Raw genomic sequence first — 20,557 nt, forward strand, 5'->3', positions numbered from 1 at the left:
CAGCCAACTTATGGTTAAAATTAACTTTGCCTATTGCGGCGAGCTAAGTAGAAACACCCGAAAAAATGCAACTTGCAACGGGCATGGCTACTTGTTTAATCAACTGAAAATTGCGAAATCGGCCGCTGCCCGTTATCTGTTAGATCGTTCCAATCCAGGCGACTACATCAGGTTTCTGTTCGGCGCAATCCTGGCAGGATTGTTTCTGCTGAGCACCGGCGCCCATGCCGCGGGCGTGCCGACGACCATCACGCCCGTTGATGGTTCCGGGCAGTCAACCGCCGTCAACACGGTCTTCCCGTTCAATCTCGTTGCCTATGTTCAGGATGACGAGGGCAATCCTCTGCCCAATGCCGCAGTGACCTTCACGTCTCCCGCAGGCCTTCCCACCACCACCGCCACGGCCGTGTTCGGCGGCGCTGGCAACAGCATCACGGTCCAGACGGATGCGGATGGCTTCGCCACCGTCCCCGCGGCCAGCGTGAAGGCCAGCCGCAAGGCTGGCCAGTATGATGTGATTGTCACCGCAGGCACAGCCACATCCGAAGTTCTGTTGATCAACGCAGCGGGGGATGCGGCCTCGATCGATGTGAGCCAGGGGGGCGGCCAGCAGACCACGGTCCTCACCACGCTCCCCGATCTCTTCGTGGCGGTCGTGACGGACGGCTATGGCAACCCGGTCGCCTATCAGGAAGTGGCCTTCACCGCGCCGGCATCAGGACCCTCGGGAAATTTCAGCGGATCGGCAGTCATCACCGCCGTGACGGATGAGAATGGACTGGCCACCGCCACGCCCTTCTCGGTCAACGGCGTGGCCGGCCCCTTCAACGTCTCCGCCAATTTGACGGTCGGGCCGTTGCCGCAGGATGCCAATTTCGGCGTCATCAGCACGCCCGGCCCACCGGCCTCCATTGCCGTCGTCCAGGGTTCATCCCAGTCGACCAAGGTTGGAACGGCCTTCGGAACCGCCTTGCAGGTCGTCGTCAAGGACGCGCAGGGCAACACCGTTCCCAATCTCGATGTGAGCTTCACAGCGCCTGCCACGGGCGCGAGCGGCACCTTCGCAAACGGAACCCGGACCGTCACGGTCCAGACCAATGCCAGCGGCATCGCCACCGCCTCCACGCTCACTGCCAACACGGTGACAGGAACCTTCACCGCCACCGCAACCTATCTGGGCGGCACACCCGTCAACTTCACGCTGACCAACACTCCCGCCAGCGGTAACAGCCTTGCAATCGATTCCGGAAGCCCGCAGACCACGACCATAACCCGCCCCTTCGCCAATGCGCTTGCCGCCAAGGTGACGGACAGTTTCGGCAATGGCGTGGCCGGGGTCACCGTGCAGTTCACGGTTCCGGGCTCAGGCGCCAGTGCAACGCTCTCTGCGGGCTCTGCGGTCACCAATGCGTCCGGCATCGCCAGCGTCACCGCCACGGCCAATGGCACTGCCGGCACCTTCAACGCCACCGCAACGCTCGCCAGCAACGGCGCAACGGCCAGCTTCGCGCTGACCAACGTCAACCCTGCCAGCATCGCGATCGATGGCGGCAATAATCAGCAGGCGACGATCACCAGGGACTATGCAACGCCCCTGAGCGTGGTTGTGAAGGATGGCTCAGGGACCGGCATTCCGGGCATGACCGTCACCTTCACCGCGCCAAGCTCCGGTGCGTCCGGAACCTTCACCGGTTCGGTGACCACGATCACGGCCACGACCGATGCAAGCGGCATTGCCGCTGTCACCATCAAGGCCAACGCAACCGCAGGCGCGTTCAACGTGAGTGCATCGGTGCCGGGGCCGTCGCCCGTCAGTTTCGCGCTCACCAATGTCAATCCGGCTTCCATCGCCATCAACGGCGGCGGAACCCAGCAGGCCACCATCAACACCACCTATCCGTCAGCACTCTCCGTCATCGTCAAGGACGGGCAGGGGGCAGGGATCCCGGGCATGACGGTCACCTACACCGCGCCCGGCTCCGGCGCCTCCGGAACCTTCACCGGCAGCGCGACCACCGGAACGGCGGTCACCAATGCCAGCGGCATCGCAACGATCAACATCAAGGCCAACGGCACGGCCGGCGCCTTCAATGTGGCGGCATCGGTTACCGGCATCGGATCGCCCGTACAGTTTGCCCTCACCAATCTGGTGCCCTCGGGCTCGGGCATTTCCTCATCCACGGGCAACAACCAGTCGACGGCAACATGCACTGCGTTCTCGACTGCTCTCCGGATCACCGTCACGGACGTCAACGGTGTGCCCCTCACCAACTATCCCGTCACATTCACCGTCAATGAGGTGAACGGTGCAGGCGGCACCTTCGCCAATGGCACGGGCACCGTCACGGTCAACACCGGCACAAACGGCAATGCGGGCGTGGCAACCGCAACGGCGCTCACGGCCAGCTGCACCGCCGGCACCTTCACCGTCACGGCCACGGCAGGCTCTGTAACCCAGACCTTCACGCTCACGATCCTGGCCCCGGCCACCATCACCATCACGGGCGGCGGCACACAGAGCACGGCCATCAGCACGAATTTCTCAACGGACCTGAAGGCCGTCGTCAAGGACTCCTCGGGAACGGTGGTTCCCAACGCCCCGGTCACCTTCACCGCGCCGGGTTCTGGCGCGTCTGCCCTGTTCAGCTCCGCATCAACCTCCACGCTCAGCACCAATGCATCGGGCGTCGTGACGCGCTCCGTTACGGCCAATGGGACGGCCGGCAGCTATGTCGTCACGGCCTCCGTCAGCGGCGTTCCGACGAGCGCCAGCTACAATCTGACAAACCTGCAGCCGGCCGCCGTCACGGCCTCTGGTGGCGGCACGCAGAGAACCATCATCGGCACGCAATTCGGAACGGCTCTCGAAGTCACCGTGAAGGACGGTTCGAACAATCCGGTGCCCAATGCTACCGTCACCTTCACCGTGCCGGGCAGCGGCGCCAGTGCCGTGCTCTCGCAGACCACTGCCAAGACCAATTCCTCCGGCAAGGCCAGTGTCACTGCCACAGCGAATGGAACGAACGGCAGCTATTCGGTGACCGCCAGCGTGGCCAACGCCACAGCTGCAACCTTCTCCCTCACCAATTTCACGCCCACCCTCACGGTAACCGCGGGCACGCCGCAGTCCGCCGTCGTCAACACCGACTTCGGCACGAACCTGCAGGTCCGCCTCCTTGATGACGCGGGCAATGCCATGTCAGGTTACCAGATCAACTTCACCGCCCCCGCCTCCGGCGCCAAGGCCACCTTCCTGACCTCCGCCACGCCCACCACCAACGCCAGCGGTTATGCCAGCACAACCGCGCGCGCGGGAACGGTCACGGGGTCCTATCAGGTCACGGCGACGCTCAATGGCACGCAGATCGCCACCACCTTCGCCCTCACCAACACGCCAGGGGCGGCATCGTCGATCGCCATCGTCTCGGGAAGCGGTCAATCCGCTCCGCTGGGGTCAGACTATGCCGCGGTGCTCGTCGCCGTGGTCAAGGACAGTTACGGCAATGTCATTCCCGGCGCGTCCGTCACCTTCAATCCACCGGGGAGCGGAGCCAGCGTTCAATTTGCCAGCACTGCAACCGTTATCACCGACAGCAACGGCCAGGCCACCTCTCCGGTCATGCTGGCCACCACCGCCACGGGTGCGGTGTCCGTCGCGGCCAAGGTCAACAACAGTTCGCCGAGCGTCAATTTCTCGCTGACCAACACCGCCGCCGCTCCGGCGGCTCTCGCCGTCATCGGCGGCTCGGCCCAGTCGACCCTCATCAACACGGTGTTCGGGTCGGCGCTGCAAACCAAGGTGACCGATACGCTCGGCAATGCCGCGTCGGGGATCACCGTCACCTTCACGCTTCCCAATTCGGGCGCATCGGGAACCTTCGGCAGCGGTGCCGCCATTTCGGTGACGGCGGTAACGGATGCCTCCGGCCTTGCAACGTCACCCACCATCAAGGCGAATACCAAGTCGGGCACCTATTTCGCGCAGGCGGCCGTTGCGGGCGTCAACCAGCCCGCCGTCTTCACCCTCACCAATCGGCCCGGCTCGGCGGTTTCCATTTCAATCGTTCAGGGCAGTCCGCAATTTGCCGTCGTCGGCAGCAGCTACGCAACGCCGCTCATCGTGCTGGTGAAGGATGCATACGGGAACCCGGTTCCCAATGCGCCCGTCACCTTCCTCGCGCCAATGGCCGGTTCCACGGCCAAATTCCCCGGCGGCGCGAACAAGGTCATTATCACCACGGACGCGAACGGCATGGCCACGGCGCCCGCAATCGTGGCCAACAACATCCGGGGCTCGTTCGCGATCACGGCGTCCATCGGCACCGGCGCCTTCGTCAATTTCAGCCTCACCAACTCGCCCCTTCCGTCCAGCATCACGCTGACCGGCGGCAACACCCAGTCCACGCCCATCAACACCGCCTTCGGCGTGCCCCTGCAGGCCACGGTCCGGGACAATCTCAACATTCCGGTCCAGGGGGCCGTGGTCAAGTTCACCGTGCCGCAGAGCGGCGCCAGCGCCACGCTCTCCACCCTGACGGCTGTCACCAACGCCCAGGGCGTCGCATCCGTCACGGCGACGGCCAACGCAACGGTCGGCACCTATGTCGTGACCGGCTCGGTCACAGGCGTCACCAACCAGGCCAATTATTCGCTCACCAACACCAATGGTGCTCCCGCCGGCATTTCCGCCAGCGGCGGTAACAAGCAGTCGGCACTCATCAACACGGCCTTCGTCCTGCCGCTGGACGTGACGGTGGTGGACAGCGGCGGCAACCCGGTTCCCAATGTGGACGTCACCTTCACCGTGCCGGGCTCGGGCGCCACCGCCACGCTCTCGCAATACACGGTCAAGACCAACGCGAACGGTGTCGCAAGTGCGGTGGCCACGGCCAATGGCACGGTGGGGAATTACTTCGTCACCGCAGCCGTGGCGGGTGTGAACCAGACACCGCAATTCGATCTCACCAACACCATCAATCCCGAAGCGATCCTCGCCGTTCAGAAATCGGCGCCTTCGCCCGCGCTCAATGTGGGCCAGAACAGCACCTACACCCTCACCATCACCAATGCCGGCACGTTGGATGCCACAACGGCGCAGATTGCGGACAAGCTTCCGGCCGGGCTCTCCTTCGTCTCCGCGGATGGGAACAACTGGTCCTGTCAGGAGAGCAACAAGCTGGTGTCGTGCCAGTTCAGCGGCGGTACGATTGCCGCGGGCGGCGGCACCGCGAAGATCAGCGTCGTGGTCACGCCTGACGCCGGAACCGGCGGACAGTCGGTGACCAATTATGCATCGATCGATCCCACTGGCGGCCCGACGCCGCCGTCGCCCGGTCCTTCGTGCGCGCCCTCGGCCAATTGTGCATCCAACACCGCAGGGATTTCCGCAGGTCCGGATCTGACCATTGCGAAATCACCGCCGTCGCCCGCCCTGGGTGATGGCGTGGAGAGCACCTACACGCTGAAGGTCACCAACACCGGAACTGGCAACGCAACCACGGCCCAGGTTCAGGACCTGCTTCCGGACGGCTTGAACCTGGTCTCGGCAACGGGGCAGAACTGGAGCTGCAGCGTCGGCGGCGGCGTTGTGGTCTGCGATTTCGCCGGGGGATCGATCGCTTATGGCGGCGGCACCAGCGAGATCGCGGTCACGGTCACACCTGATCTCTCGGTAGCCGGCAAGCTGCTGACCAATTATGCCTCGGTGGATTCCACTGGCGGCAGCTCGCCGCCAGTGCCGGGGCCGGACTGTGCGCCATCGAAGAGCTGCGCCTCGGACACGTCACGCGTCACCGGCATTGCCGCCATCGAGGGCGTCAAGACTGCGACCCTCAATGGCAACGCCATCACCTATACGATCACCGTCACCAACACCGGCACCATGGCGCTCACCAATGTCGCCATCCAGTCGGATACGCTGACGCGCCTGGGCCAGGGCTCCACGGCCGTCAGTGGCTTCGGTGCGGGCGACTTCAAGACGGACGGCAACGCGACCACATCGCTCGCGCCGGGCCAGTCGGCGGATTTCACCGCCACCTATAACGTCACCCAGGCTGACATCGACGCAGGCGGCCTGTCCAACACGGCCACCGTCGCTGGCACGCCGCCCTATGGCGATGACGTGACGGACGTCACCGACAACGGCAATGACACGGACGGCAACAGCACCGACGACCCGACGCAAACCACCTTCCCCCAAACGCCTGCGATGGCCGTGGTGAAGACCGGTACGGTGAGCCAGGACGAGAGCTCCATCAGCTATACTTACGTGGTCACCAACACCGGCAACGTCACGCTCAGCAACGTGGCGGTGACGGAAGAGGCGCCAAGCTTCACCGGCAAGGGCACGCTGCCCGTTCCGGCATATCAGAGCGGCGGCAATGGAACAGGCGGTCTTGCGCCGGGCGAGAGCATGAGCTGGACCGCAAGCTACACGCTGGTCCAGCAGGACATCGACGCCGGAGGTGTCACCAACCAGGCGAAGGCCTCCGCCAAGGATCCCGCCAACACGAGCGTCACTGATCTCTCGGACGAGAGCGGCACGGCAGCGGGCGACAATGACCCGACGACCACTCCTGTGGCGCAATCTCCGTCGCTTGCCGTGGTGAAGACGGGGGCGGTCAGCCAGGATCAGAGCGCCATCGAATATACTTACGTGGTCACCAACACCGGCAACGTGACTCTCAGCAGCGTGAATGTGACGGAGGAGGCGCTCAGCTTCACCGGCAAGGGCACGCTCCCCGTTCCGGCCTTTGTGAGTGGCGGCAATGGATCAGGGGGCCTCGCGCCCGGCCAGAGCGCGACCTGGGCGGCGAGCTACACGCTCGTCCAGCAGGATATCGATGCTGGCGTGGTGACCAACCAGGCGAAGGCCTCGGGCAAGCAGCCGTCGGGCGGCACGGTCGAGGATCTCTCGGATGAAAGCGGCACGGCGGCGGGCGACAATGATCCGACCAGCACGCCCCTTGCCCAGTCACCTGCCATTGCCCTGGTGAAGACCGGAACGGTCAGCCAGGACCAGAGCGCCATCGACTATACTTACGTCGTCACCAACACGGGCAACGTGACGCTGAGCAGCGTCTCCGTCACGGAAGAGGCGTCGAGCTTCACCGGCAAGGGCACGCTGCCCGTTCCGGCCTATGTGAGCGGCGGCAATGGATCGGGCGGCCTCGCCCCCGGCCAGAGCATGACGTGGACCGCGAATTATGTGCTGGTCCAGCAGGATATCGACGCGGGCGGCGTCACCAACCAGGCAAAGGCCACGGGCACGGACCCGGCAAGCGGAACCGTGGACGATCTTTCGGACGAGAGCGGCACCACGTCTGGCGACAATGACCCGACCACCACCGCCATCACCCGGTCTCCCGCAATCGCCGTCGTGAAGACCGGTGCGGTGAGCCAGGACGAAAGCACCATCGATTATACTTACGTGGTAACCAACACCGGCAACGTGACCCTTAAGGATGTGGCGGTCACGGAAGAGGCCTCAAGCTTCACCGGCAAGGGCACCTTGCCGGTTCCCGCCTATGTGAGCGGTGGCGACGGATCAGGCGGCCTCGCACCGGGCGAGAGCATGACCTGGACCGCGAGCTACACGCTGGTCCAGCAGGACATCGATGCGGGCAGCGTCACCAACCAGGCAAAGGCGTCCGCCACCGATCCCGCCGGCGGCAGCGTGGATGATCTCTCGGACGAGAGTGGCACCACCTCTGGCGATAATGACCCCACAACGACACCCATTTCCCAGGGCCCCGCAATTGCCGTGGTGAAGACCGGCGTGGTGAGCCAGGACCAGAGCACCATCGGCTACAGCTATGTGGTGACCAACACCGGCAACGTGACGCTGAACAACATCGCGGTCACGGAACAGGCCTCGAGCTTCACCGGCAAGGGCACGCTGCCCGTTCCGGCCTATCAGAGCGGCGGCAATGGGTCAGGCGGCCTCGCGCCGGGCGAGAGCATGACATGGACCGCGAGCTACGCGCTGGTGCAGCAGGATATCGATGCGGGCTTCGTCACCAACCAGGCGAAGGCCTCGGGCCAGCAGCCTTCGGGCGGCACGGTCGAGGATCTCTCGGACGAAAGCGGCACGGCCGCGGGCGAGGATGATCCCACCACCACCGCGGTCACCCAATTGCCGGCGATTGCCGTGGTCAAGACGGGAACAGTCAGCCAGGACCAAAGCGCCATCAGCTACAGCTATGTGGTCACCAACACGGGCAATGTGACCCTCAGCAGCGTGGATGTGACGGAAGACGCCGCGAGCTTCACCGGCAAGGGCACGCTGCCTGTTCCCGCCTATCAAAGCGGCGGCAACGGCTCGGGCGGCCTCGCGCCGGGCGAGAGCATGACGTGGAGCGCGAGCTACACACTCGTCCAGCAGGACATCGATGCCGGAAACGTCACCAACCAGGCGAAGGCCTCGGCGAAGGACCCGGCAAACAGCACCATCGGCGATCTCTCGGACGAGAGCGGCACGGCGGCGGGCGACAATAATCCGACCACCACCTCCATCCTACAGTCACCCGCCATCGCGGTGGTGAAGACGGGAACGGTCAGTCAGGACCAGAGCACCATCACCTATACTTATCTGGTGACCAACACCGGCAACGTCACCCTCAGCAGCGTGGCCGTCACCGAGGAGGCGTCAAGCTTCACCGGCAAGGGCACGCTGCCCGTTCCCGCCTATCAAAGCGGCGGCAACGGCTCGGGCGGCCTCGCGCCGGGCGAGAGCATGACGTGGAGCGCGAGCTACACACTCGTCCAGCAGGACATCGATGCCGGAAACGTCACCAACCAGGCGAAGGCAAGCGCGAAAGATCCGGCAAGCGGCACCGTGGACGATCTGTCTGACGAAAGCGGCACGGCGGCGGGCGACAATGACCCCACCACCACCTCATTGAACCAGTCTCCGGCACTCGCCGTGGTGAAGACCGGAGCCGTCAGCCAGGACGCAACCCGCATCGAATACACCTATGTCGTCACCAACACCGGCAACGTGACCCTCAGCAACGTCGCGGTCACGGAAGAGGCTGCGGCCTTCACCGGCAAGGGCACGCTGCCCGTTCCCGCCTATCAGAGCGGCGGCAATGGTTCGGGCGCCCTCGCGCCAGGCCAGAGCGCCACATGGACGGCGAGCTATACGCTGGTCCAGGACGACATCGATGAAGGCAGCGTCACCAACCAGGCAAAAGCCTCCGGCCATCAGCCCTCCGGCGCCACCATCGATGATCTCTCGGACGAGAGCGGCACGGCGGCGGGCGAGGATGATCCCACCACCACGCCGATCAGCCAGTCCCCGGCACTCGCCGTGGTGAAAACGGGCAAGGTCAGCCAGGATGCGAGCACCATCGATTATACTTATGTGGTGACCAACACCGGCAACGTGACGCTGAGCAGCGTCGAGGTTACGGAAGATGCCGCAAGCTTCACCGGCAAGGGCACGCTGCCCGTTCCCGCCTACACAAGCGGCGGCAATGGCGCGGGCGGCCTCGCTCCCGGCCAGAGCATGACGTGGACCGCAAGCTACACGCTCGTCCAGCAGGACATCGATGCCGGAAGCGTCACCAACCAGGCGAAGGCCAGCGCGAAAGATCCGGCAAGCGTCACCGTTGATGATCTCTCGGACGAAAGCGGCACGGCGGCAGGAGACGATGATCCCACCACCACACCGATCAATCAGTCCCCCGCACTCGCCGTGGTGAAAACCGGTGCCGTCAGCCAGGATCACGCAACCATCGATTACACTTACGTGGTCACCAACACCGGCAATGTGACGCTCAGCGATGTGGCGGTGACGGAAGAGGCCTCAAGCTTCACCGGCAAGGGCACGCTACCCCAGCCGTCCTATCAGAGCGGCGGCAATGGCTCAGGCGGCCTTGCGCCCGGCGAGAGCATGTCGTGGACGGCGAGCTACACACTCGTCCAGCAGGATATTGACGCAGGCCTCGTCACCAACCAGGCGAAAGCCTCGGCGAAGGACCCCGCAAACGGCACCATCGATGACCTCTCGGACGAAAGCGGCACAGCGGCGGGCGATAATGATCCCACCACCACGCCCGTCAGCCAGTCCCCTCAGATCGCCATCGTGAAAGAGGGAACGGTCAGCCCGGATGCCACCACCATCGAATACACCTACAAGGTGTTCAACACCGGCAACGTCACGCTCAGCAGCGTGGTGGTGACGGAAGAGGCGTCGAACTTCAGCGGCAAGGGCACGCTGCCCATTCCCGCCTATCAGAGCGGCGGGAACGGATCAGGCGGCCTCGCCCCGGGTGACAGCATGATCTGGACGGCGAGCTACACGCTGGTCCAGCAGGATATCGATGAAGGCAGCGTCACCAACCAGGCGAAAGCCACCGGAAACGATCCCGCGGGCGGCCCCGTGTCCGACCTGTCGGATGAGAGCGGAACGATCGCGGACAATGGCACGTCGGAGGGCGACAATGACCCGACGGTCACCCCCGTGAGCCAGGCCCCCGCCATTGCCGTGGTCAAAACCGGGGCCGTGAGCCAGAACGCCAGCACCATCGACTATACTTATGTGGTCACCAACACCGGAAACGTGACACTCAGCAGTATCGGCGTCACCGAAGACGCCGCAAGCTTCACCGGCAAGGGCACGCTTCCTATTCCCGCCTATCAGAGCGGCGGCAATGGATCGGGCGATCTCGCCCCCGGCCAGAGCATGACGTGGACGGCAAGCTACACGCTGGTCCAGCAGGATATCGATGCCGGCAGCGTCACCAATCAGGCCAAGGCCACGGGCAAGCAGCCCCAGGGCAGCACCGTGGAGGATCTCTCAGACGAGAGCGGCACGGCAGCGGGCGACAATGACCCGACCATAACCCCGCTCACCCAAGCCCCCGCCATCGCCGTGGTGAAGACCGGCGCCTTGAGCCAGGACGGCACGCAGGTCATCTTCCACTTCGCGGTGAAGAATACCGGCACGGTGACGCTTCAGAACATCACCCTGACGGACAGCCTGAACGGCGTCACCGTCGAGGGCGGCCCCATCGCATCCCTTGCGCCAGGTGCTGTGGACGACTCTACCTTCAGCGCCCTCTACACGGTCACCTCGGCTGACCGTGGCCGCGGCTTCGTCAAGAACCAGGCGGAGGTGAAGGGCGACACCGAAACCGGCGGCCATGTGTCCGACGAGAGCGGCACGGCCTTCGACAATGATGAGCCGACGGTTGTCGGCATGGAGAAGCTGGTCGATCAGGTGCGCGACAAGCTCACCGATGCCTTGTCAGACTATGTGCAGGGCATGATCTATACGGAAAGCGAGCGCTTCAACGGCTTCAGCAAGCAGGGTGCGGACCGTCTGCGCAGCGCGGAAAACTGCGATGATGCCGGCAAGCGGGACCTGACAGGCAATCTCAATGGCGAGAACACGCTTCAGGGCCTGTCCGTCAACGGCAACGCGGCCATTCACAAATATCTCACGCCCTGCGCGCGGCGCACCCGCTACATCTTCGATGCCCAGCTCGATGCGCGCTACATGGATGAGACGGCCGCCGTCACCGCTTCGGGCACGCTGCTGCGCGAAACCCTCGTCAACCCGGATACGGTGATCGGCGAATTCGCCGGCATCTATTTCGACCTGCCGGGCGAGAGCGGTGACTATGAGGGTGACATCACCGGGATCGGCCTTCACGCCGGCGTCTATGGTGCCCATCGCATCAGCGAAAAGACCATTGTTGACGGCTATGCCGCCATCAGCGCCGGGAACCAGGACTTCGACCTGCAGTTCGGCAATGACCTGCCGATCCGCGCTGAAGGCCAGTCCCGTTATGCGGCCGGTTATCTCGGTGCGGCATTGAATGGCAGCTTCGAACGGTCAGGCTATGCCTTCGAGCCGCGCGCGACGGCGGATGTGGCCTATGCGCTGCCATGGATGGACAGCCTCAGCCTTTCGCAGGGCCAGGTGAAGGAAAACGGTACCTTCGATCTTCCGGATGTCGGGCTGGCGCGCCTTGGCATCGAAACCCGAATCTCTCCGTTGAGCGATCTGGCGGCCCCTGAAGATCTCACCAGCTGGGCGGTAACGCCGCGGGCCTTCTGCCAATATGAATTCGGCCACGACGACGACATGTATTGCGGCGTTGGCCTTGGCGTGGACCTGGCCCACATCAATCCCGAAGGGGACAGGGAAATCCGCCTGAGCGTCAAGGGAGAAGCCGCCCCCGGCCACTATCTCGGCACCGCCACGCTCCGGAACATCTGGTACTTCGATGACCGTAAGGGCTCCTCGGAGGTCTTCATGGGCCTCGACCAGGCCGGCGCTCCAACCGGCGGCTATGAGTTCCACTGGCGGTTCTAGATGAAGGCAGACCGGGCGATGGGGACGGGGAGGGCGACTCGCTCTAATCTCGCCCCATGCTCGATGCCGCCACCTTCCGGGACATTGCATACACCAACCCCGCAAACCGCCAGCTCATCGAGGGGCTGGCGGAGCTAGGGCTCCCGCAATGCCACCTCACCGCTGGCTGCCTGTTCCAGACCGTCTGGAACGTGCTCTCGAACCGTCCGCCGCTGGAGAACATCAAGGACTATGACGTCTTCTATTTCGATGATTCGGACCTGTCCTGGGAAGCGGAAGATGCCGTCATCCGCCGTGTCTCCCCCCTGGCGGAGGCGCTCGGCCTTCCCGTCGAAGTGAAGAACCAGGCCCGCGTCCATCTCTGGTATCCGCAGCGCTTCGGTGGTGGTTATCCGCAGCTCCATTCGGCACTGGACGGCATCGCCCGCTATCTCGTGCGCTGCACCTGCGTGGGGATCGACACCGCAACCGGAGAGGTCATCGCCCCGGACGGCTTCGCCGACCTCGAAGCCGGGCTCCTCCGCATCAACCCGCTCTTCCCGCAGCCCGGCAAGTGGCAGACGAAAGCCGAAACCTACCGCATCCGCTGGCCGTGGCTGCGGGTTGTGGAGGCATAGCCGAAGCACAAGCATCTCCCCCGTGGTACCCCCACCCCTAGCCCTTCCCCCTCGTGGGGAGGGGTAGGGGTGGGGGCCACAGGCACAGGCGCCAGATATGTTTTCCCTTCTCCCGTCGCACCGCGATGGGAGAAGGTGCCCGAAGGGCGGATGAGGGCCTCTCGCCACGAGTCCCGATGCCGAAAGCGGCCCTCATCCGTCGCTGCGCGCCACCGTCTCCCATCGGCTCACGCGGACGGGAGAAGGGAAAAACACCAGGGATTTTACTTGACTTTATTCCTACCCCATGCTAACCACCTCCCACTCCCCCCAGTCGGGGTCCTGCTCATGACGGTGAGCTCGGGCGGGGTGGAGGGCAGGCCTGCGGGTGCGGCGTAACGTGTGCCACACTCCCGGGGGCTGAAGGAGGAACCCGGAGGCATTAAGACCTCCGCGCCGAGAGGCACGCCGGGCCGTCCGAGGGACTGCCGGGTAAGCTTCCTCCCCAAGGCCTAAAAACCTGCCGGATCGCGGGCGCTGCTCAGCGCTCCTACCGCTGGTCCTTCACCGGATCAGCATTCCGCGCCGGGCAGCGCCCGCGCCTCCCTTTTCTGCCTCCGGGGGACAAATGCCACCCTCACCAAGGATGATCCGTGCCCAAAACACCCAGAGATCCGGCAAAGCTTGACCTCGCCCACCCCCAATGCCAAACACCCCGGCAATCATGATAGACACCGCTCACATCCGCAATTTCTCCATCATCGCCCATATCGACCACGGCAAGTCGACGCTGGCGGACCGCCTGATCCAGCTCTGCGGCGCTGTGGCGGACCGGGACATGGTGAACCAGATCCTCGATTCCATGGATATCGAGCGTGAGCGCGGCATCACCATCAAGGCCAATACCGTCCGCCTGGACTACACCGCGAAGAATGGCGAGAAATACGTGTTGAACCTGATCGACACGCCCGGCCACGTGGACTTCGCCTATGAGGTCTCCCGCTCGCTCGCCGCCTGCGAGGGCTCGCTCCTCGTGGTCGATGCCTCTCAGGGCGTCGAAGCCCAGACGCTCGCCAATGTCTATCAGGCGATCAACAACAATCATGAGATCGTGCCCGTCCTCAACAAGGTCGATCTTCCGGCGGCCGATGCGGACCGCGTGCGCCAGCAGATCGAGGATGTGATCGGCATCGATGCGTCCGACGCGATTCCGATTTCCGCCAAGACGGGTGTGGGCGTCCCCGATGTGCTCGAAGCCATCGTCCACCGCCTGCCGCCCCCCAAGGGAGACCGTGATGCGCCCCTGAAGGCGCTGCTGGTCGACAGCTGGTATGACGCCTATCTGGGCGTCGTGGTTCTGGTGCGCATCGTCGACGGCGTCCTGAAGAAGGGCATGAAGGTGCGGCTCATGTCCACCAATGCCGTTTATCAGCTGGAGCGCGTGGGCGTTTCCCGCCCCAAGAAAGAGACCGTGGACGAGCTCGGCCCGGGCGAGATCGGCTTCTTCACCGCCTCCATCAAGCAGGTGGCCGATACGCGGGTGGGCGATACCATCGTCGATGAAAAGAACATGACGGCCACGCAGCTGCCCGGCTTCCGTCCGGCGCAGTCCGTCGTCTTTGCGGGCTTCTTCCCCGTGGATGCGGCGCGCTTCGAGGATCTGCGCGAGGCCATTGGCCGCCTCCGCCTGAACGATGCAAGCTTCACCTATGACATGGAAACCTCGGCGGCCCTGGGCTTCGGCTTCCGCTGCGGCTTCCTGGGGCTGCTCCATCTCGAAATCGTCCGTGAGCGGATCGAGCGCGAGTTCAACGTCGATATCATCACCACCGCACCGTCCGTCATCTACAAGGTCAATCTCCGGGACGGCACCCATATCGACCTGCACAATCCGGCGGATCTGCCCGACCAGACACTGATCGAATCGATCGAGGAGCCGTGGATCGAGGCGACGATCCTGGTGCCGGACGATTATCTGGGCTCCATCCTCAAGCTCTGCGAGGACCGCCGCGGCCGCCAGAAGCAGCTCACCTATGCGGGCTCGCGCGCCATGGTCGTCTACGACTTGCCGCTGAACGAAGTGGTGTTCGACTTCTACGACCGCCTCAAATCCGTCTCCCGCGGCTATGCCTCCTTCGACTACAAGATGACCGATTATGAAGAGGGCGATCTCGTGCGCCTCGGCATTCTGGTCAATGGCGAGCCCGTCGATGCCCTCGCCATGATCGTCCACCGGGCGCGGGCCGAGCAGCGTGGCCGGGTGATGTGCGAGAAGCTGAAGGAGTTGATCCCGCGCCACATGTTCCAGATCCCGATCCAGGCGGCGATCGGCGGCAAGATCGTGGCGCGCGAGACCTTGTCGGCACTCCGGAAAGACGTGACGTCGAAGTGCTACGGCGGCGACATCAGCCGCAAGCGCAAGCTTCTGGACAAGCAGAAGGAAGGCAAGAAAAAGATGCGGCAGTTCGGCAAGGTCGAAATCCCGCAGGAAGCCTTCATCTCCGCCCTGAAGATGGATGAAAACTGAGGCTGATCCTCATTCGGTGCTGGACCGTAGTTTGGAATGATTCTAAACTCTGGCCTGACCGAAAGGGATTTCACCGGCCGTGAAGAGCTTCTCCGACCTCACCGAACAGGAACTTCTGGCGCTCGCCATTTCCAGCGAGGATGACGACGCCCGCTCCTATGCGGGATTTGCCCATGCGCTGATGGACACCTATCCGGCCTCCGCCAAGGTCTTCATCGAAATGGCGGAAGAGGAGCATGAGCACCGCCGCTGGCTCACCGATCTCTACCAGCGGAAATTTGGGGATTTCATCCCGCTGATCCGGCGGTCCGACATCCAGGGCTTCGTGCGCCACAAGCCGGCCTGGACCATCGGCAAGCTCAACATCGAAGAAATGCGCCAGCGCGCCGAAGTGATCGAACTCGAGAACTATCGCTTCTACAAGCAGGCTGCCGAGCGCAGCCAGGACGACCACGTGAAGAAGCTCCTCCTGCAGCTCGCCGAGGCCGAGAAGGGCCATGAGTCGATTGCCGTGAAGCTGGGCACCACCCATTTGACCGCCGATGCCAAGATCGAGGAGGGGGAAGCCAAGCGCCGGCTGTTCCTGCTCCAGGTCATCCAGCCCGGGCTGGTGGGCCTCATGGATGGCTCCGTTTCGACCCTGGCGCCGCTCTTTGCCGCCGCCTTTGCCACGGGCAGCACCTGGGAAACGTTCCTGGTGGGCCTCGCCGCCTCCGTAGGTGCCGGTATTTCCATGGGGCTCGCCGAGGGCCTGTCGGATGATGGCAAGCTCACCGGCCGCGGCCACCCGCTCATCCGTGGCCTGGCGGCCGGCATCATGACGGCCGTGGGCGGGCTGGGGCATACACTCCCCTATCTCATCCCCCATTTCTGGACGGCCACATGGATCGCGATCGCCGTGGTGTTCTGCGAGCTCTGGGTGATTTCCTGGATCCGCTACAAATACATGGACACGCCTTACTTCAAGGCTGCGCTGCAGATCGCGGTGGGGGGCTTGCTGGTCTTCCTCACTGGCGTCCTTATCGGGAGCGGCGCCTGAGCCTCATGACAGCCGGATCAGCACCGCGCCGATCACAATCAGCACCGCACCCAGCAGGCGGGGGATGGTGACGGTTTCCTTCAGCACCCGCATCGACAGCAGCATGACGACCAGAATGCTCGTCTCGCGCAACGCCGCAACGCTCGCAATCGGCGCCTCGGTCATCGCCCAGATCGCGATCCAGTATGCGCCGACCGAGAGAAGCGCGCCGACGATGCCCGTTTTCCAATAGGGGGCAACCTCGCGCACGATTCCTGGGCCCCGCATGAAGAGCGCCGTGATGCCCAGGAACAAGGCATCGAAAGCGAACACCATCCCTGCATAGGAAGACGGTTGCCCAGACGCCCGCCCGCCCATCCCGTCCACAATCGTATAGGCCGCAATGAAGACCGAGGTGCCAATGGCAAAAAACAGCGTGAGCCCGTCCAGCCGCAATCCCCGGTGCCCGAGCAGGCTGATCACCCAGATCCCCAGCACCAGGATTGCGACGCCCGCAATTCCCACGGCGTTCAGTTCCTCGTGCAGAAAGGTCCAGGTGACTGCAAGCGTCAGCAGAGGTGCCGCACCCCTGGCAATCGGATAGACTTGGCTCAGATCCCCCGTGCGGTAACTCCGCGCCAGAAACAAATTATAGCCAAGGTGCAGAACGCCCGAGGTGATGGCGTAGGGCAGGCTCGCAAGCGCAGGGGCAGGGAATACCAGCAGCATGGCGAGACCCATGAAGCCCATCAGCGTCTGGATCAGGCACAGTGACAGAAACCGGTCCAGCTTCAGCTTGACCAGCACATTCCAGCCCGCATGCATGACAGCAGCGGCAAGCACGGCCAAAAAGACGTTTAATTCCAAGACATCCGCTCCGCCCCGATGGGCTTAGCGCAGCGATGGATGGTTCGCCAGAGGCTTCAGCAATTTGGCTGACCCGTGGGAGGTCTGCAGGTAAGCGTGGCGGATTGCAGCGGACGCATGACAATCTCGCGCCGTATGAGTTTGCTGGAAAAGCCGAGAATGTTGACCATGTCCAGTATTGTCACCCGGGGTGGAACATAGTTTGCGCAGACGACAACCACCACAATATCGCTGTTTTCGGTCAGTGGGGTCAAGCGAACTGTATCGGGGTCTGCGCAGGTCGGCGCGGTCGCGCCGTTCGTCATCGCATTGCCGTTCACCCTGGCGCTGGTCGACGACCTGGACCACCTCAACTCCGCATTCTTGGTAACAGGATTCCTAAAATAGCCAAAGACCGTGATCCTCACATTGCTTATGGGGATAGGGGTGAGCGCCAGTTCTGCGCCGACGAAGAAATCATCTATCTCGCTTGCGTTTATGAATGGGCCTCTGTGGGTGACGAGATCAGCCATCAGTTCTGCCGAAGTGTTCAGCTTCCGGAGAGTGGAGACATAATTCACGACGTCGGCCATTCCCATGAACAGAATGATGAGCAAGGGAGCGAAGAGGATGAACTCCATTGCGGCGGCGCCCGATTCGAATCGCCGCCGATTGTGGGAAGCGTTCACTGATCCGGACATCAAAACTGTTCGTTCCGGAAAATGGCAACCCCACTCAAACGCCTGATATTGGGTTGACCCGCGACGTTGCCAAACATTTCCCCGACAAAGGGGAAGTAAAATCGCCAGTCGTATGTGGCGACCATGCTTCCCATCGCCATGCTTCCGCCAGGGTTGTAGGTGGGGGTGGCAAGTGATCCGACAGCATTGGGACCGGTGAAATTGAGATTGGCAAAACTGCCGGCGCTCAATACCTCAAGTTTGAGGTTCGCTGCGCAGTTTGGAAGAAATCTGATGGTGCTGCAGATCTGGGCTGTCATTGCTGTCCGATCGACAGTTATTGCTGATGTAGCGTGATTGGTCACTGCGCCGATACGGACCAACCGAGCACCAGCCTGAACAGAGTTCTGAAGTTGAAACTGAACTAACGAGGTCAGCCCCACTTCCAGGATGCAGCCGATCAGAAAGAACAATGGAAATGCGACAAGAGCGAACTCTACTGCAGTGGATCCACGCTCGGCGCCCCGAGAAACAGGCAGTATCGGCCTGATAAATCTGGGTACCATTTGGCTAAATCTCCTGCGTCGAACGACTTCAACGCATAGAGTGTAGCACCTTTAGAGGTGAAAATACAATTATAAGATGCATTCAGGGAGCCGGAGTGATAGCTGCTGGAGGTGCCACAAGCGCGGGCGAAAGTGGAGCCATGGGCACGGAACCTTCCGACCGGAAAGTTGGTGCGAAAAACGCGTCGCCTGACGCCTGAGATGAAGCGAAACCGTTCCGAGCGCCTGTCTGCGCCATATAATTCCCGAAATTTTCACTGGCGTCACCGATGCGCAGGGTCGACTCGCAGTCAGTTACGCATGTGAATGTGTTCCGCCCTTTGGGCGTGTAAACAGAAATACTCAGGGGATCATCAAAAACGACCCGCAATAGGTAGTTGCCGATCTTTCCGCCTTGTTCGTCATAGATCACCAGATTGGTCAGACCGTGCCCGCGCGCATGAAGAAACAGTGACTTTCCATCCAATGTTACGTCCGCCACTGCGGGGTTGCCCACCACAATCGTTGATGGCAGTGCGGGAAGTGCAAGGCGCTGGGACTGATCAAACGTCAGGACAAGTTCCACCGGCGCTTGGTCATCTGCTTTGGCAGTGGAGGGCAGTACGCCCCCAAGAAATGCTGTAATTGCAAGTACAACGCAGTATTTCTGCATGAGGCAGACTCCGATCATAAGAGGCGAATGGCCGAAATATGTGCCTCGAACGGTGAATCTTCTCTTAATGCGGTCGAAGGGGGAGTGGTAAGGGTCTCATCAATTCTTCTCTTTCGGCCTCACAAGGAAACCCTATTTCACTTGAGTTTCTTTGCCAGTCCTGGTGAAAATCATCACAGGGATGGCCGCGCGGACAACGCCCCGACATCAATTACTGATTGCAAATGTTTTCATTTTAAGGCTTTACTGCCCATGGCAAAATGCGGGCGAAGTTTAAACAGCTGTATTACAGTATAATTGAAATTTATACTTTTAAGACGCACGTTTTTACGCAATGAATATTAGGTAAAATTACCAGGAAAATAATTTCTCCGTCGAACCATGTAAACATTGCTTGACTTGGTCTTTACCTGTTCTTAAAGCAGAACCGCGATGATGCAACCGAAGGTCTAAGGACGCGCCCATTTGGGACCATCTTTGAGCCTGAGCAGTCAGATAAACATTGGAGAATTCAAAATGAACAGTATTGAACGCTTTTTGCAGGATGACTCGGGTGCAACTGCAATTGAATACGGCATGATTGCTGGTTTGATTTCGGTTGCGATCATTGCATCCGTCAAGCTCATTGGCACCAAGCTGAAGACCGTGTTCACCAATATCTCGGCTTCACTTTAAGAATCTCAATTTCCCGGCGGCGCTCCACTCGCATCAGTTGCCAGTGGGGTGCCTGTCCGGTCGTAGTCGAGGCATATCTTTCTGGAGGACCTCTATGGATGGTTCCCAGCCGGCCATTATTGTTTTCTGTCTTTTGATGATCATCGCAGGTGCTGGGGATGCGATGATGATGCGAATTCCGAACCGGCTGACAATTTTGATTTCCGCCTTGTTTCTCCCGGCGGCCCTCGCATCTGGCATGGCGCCAGCAGATATCTGGGTGCACTTCGCCTCTGGGCTCGCATTGCTGGTGCCGGGGTACTTGCTGTTTCGGTTTGGTTATATTGGCGGGGGCGATGCCAAGCTCATCGCTGCCGCAGGGCTTTGGCTCGGCTTTCCCTGTTCAGCGATTTTTCTCGTGCTCACCGCGCTTTCGGGCGGTGTTCTGGCACTGGCAATGAGCGTCTGGTTTGTTTTCAATGTTGAAGCTGGCCTTCGCAGCGACAGGCTCGGCAGGCTGTTCCTGTCATTTTCACCTGATATTCCTTACGGCTTTGCAATCGCGGCGGGAGCCATCCTTGCAACGCCCTACAGCTGGTATTCAACTTAATATACAACTAAAACGTACAAATTAACCCAAATTTGACCAATACACGCTAAAGTATTGAGAATTCCGGCTGCCGAGAGGTGAAG

10 protein-coding genes are annotated in these 20,557 nt (G+C 62.1%); 6 read left to right on the forward strand and 4 right to left on the reverse strand.

Translation table 11 applies throughout. From position 1 onward, the window contains the following. Positions 1–91 precede the first annotated feature (91 nt). The 4 genes from ACO06F_RS17165 to mbfA all read left to right on the forward strand — a co-directional run bounded on the left by ACO06F_RS17165 (position 92) and on the right by mbfA (position 16,487). Positions 92–12,325, forward strand: coding sequence for a beta strand repeat-containing protein (locus ACO06F_RS17165; protein WP_421693946.1), 12,234 nt, complete (start codon positions 92–94; stop codon positions 12,323–12,325). A 56-nt stretch (positions 12,326–12,381) separates the two neighbouring features. Continuing rightward, positions 12,382–12,942, forward strand: a complete 561-nt coding sequence (locus ACO06F_RS17170) for a nucleotidyltransferase family protein (RefSeq protein WP_421693947.1) — start codon at positions 12,382–12,384, stop codon at positions 12,940–12,942. Between the two features lie 703 nt (positions 12,943–13,645). Further along, complete coding sequence (lepA, locus tag ACO06F_RS17175; RefSeq protein ID WP_421693948.1) at positions 13,646–15,448, forward strand: translation elongation factor 4; 1,803 nt, start codon at positions 13,646–13,648, stop codon at positions 15,446–15,448. Positions 15,449–15,527: 79 nt separating this feature from the next. Continuing rightward, entirely contained in the window at positions 15,528–16,487 is a 960-nt protein-coding gene (gene mbfA, locus ACO06F_RS17180) for an iron exporter MbfA (RefSeq protein ID WP_421693949.1), read from the forward strand. Positions 16,488–16,490: 3 nt separating this feature from the next. Here the strand turns inward: mbfA and ACO06F_RS17185 are convergent, their stop codons facing one another. From ACO06F_RS17185 to ACO06F_RS17200, 4 genes are all read right to left on the reverse strand, one after another. Further along, complete coding sequence (locus tag ACO06F_RS17185; RefSeq protein ID WP_421693950.1) at positions 16,491–17,333, reverse strand: EamA family transporter; 843 nt, start codon at positions 17,331–17,333, stop codon at positions 16,491–16,493. 56 nt (positions 17,334–17,389) lie between these two features. Next, positions 17,390–17,953, reverse strand: a complete 564-nt coding sequence (locus ACO06F_RS17190) for a TadE/TadG family type IV pilus assembly protein (RefSeq protein ID WP_421693951.1) — start codon at positions 17,951–17,953, stop codon at positions 17,390–17,392. Between the two features lie 59 nt (positions 17,954–18,012). Beyond that, positions 18,013–18,465, reverse strand: a complete 453-nt coding sequence (locus tag ACO06F_RS17195) for a hypothetical protein (protein ID WP_421693952.1) — start codon at positions 18,463–18,465, stop codon at positions 18,013–18,015. 175 nt (positions 18,466–18,640) lie between these two features. Beyond that, on the reverse strand, positions 18,641–19,210 hold the full coding sequence (locus ACO06F_RS17200; RefSeq protein WP_421693953.1) for a pilus assembly protein N-terminal domain-containing protein: 570 nt from the start codon (positions 19,208–19,210) through the stop codon (positions 18,641–18,643). A 516-nt stretch (positions 19,211–19,726) separates the two neighbouring features. Between ACO06F_RS17200 and ACO06F_RS17205 the strand changes: the two genes are divergently transcribed. Together ACO06F_RS17205 and ACO06F_RS17210 are read left to right on the forward strand one after the other, a co-directional pair. Beyond that, on the forward strand, positions 19,727–19,885 hold the full coding sequence (locus ACO06F_RS17205) for a Flp family type IVb pilin (protein WP_421693954.1): 159 nt from the start codon (positions 19,727–19,729) through the stop codon (positions 19,883–19,885). A gap of 94 nt (positions 19,886–19,979) precedes the next feature. After that, positions 19,980–20,474, forward strand: a complete 495-nt coding sequence (locus ACO06F_RS17210) for an A24 family peptidase (protein WP_421693955.1) — start codon at positions 19,980–19,982, stop codon at positions 20,472–20,474. Positions 20,475–20,557 lie beyond the last annotated feature (83 nt).

It is taken from the genome of Aestuariivirga sp. (assembly GCF_965227715.1).
In the GTDB taxonomy this organism is placed as follows: domain Bacteria; phylum Pseudomonadota; class Alphaproteobacteria; order Rhizobiales; family Aestuariivirgaceae; genus Aestuariivirga.

What these genes read in the sequence shown, in the direction of transcription:
- ACO06F_RS17170 (WP_421693947.1), top strand. Translation starts at nt 12,382, where the DNA reads ATGCTCGATGCCGCCACCTTCCGGGACATTGCATACACCAACCCCGCA.
- lepA (WP_421693948.1), top strand. Translation starts at nt 13,646, where the DNA reads ATGATAGACACCGCTCACATCCGCAATTTCTCCATCATCGCCCATATC.
- ACO06F_RS17190 (WP_421693951.1), bottom strand. Translation starts at nt 17,953, where the DNA reads ATGGAGTTCATCCTCTTCGCTCCCTTGCTCATCATTCTGTTCATGGGA.
- ACO06F_RS17200 (WP_421693953.1), bottom strand. Translation starts at nt 19,210, where the DNA reads ATGCAGAAATACTGCGTTGTACTTGCAATTACAGCATTTCTTGGGGGC.
- ACO06F_RS17205 (WP_421693954.1), top strand. Translation starts at nt 19,727, where the DNA reads ATGAACAGTATTGAACGCTTTTTGCAGGATGACTCGGGTGCAACTGCA.
- ACO06F_RS17210 (WP_421693955.1), top strand. Translation starts at nt 19,980, where the DNA reads ATGGATGGTTCCCAGCCGGCCATTATTGTTTTCTGTCTTTTGATGATC.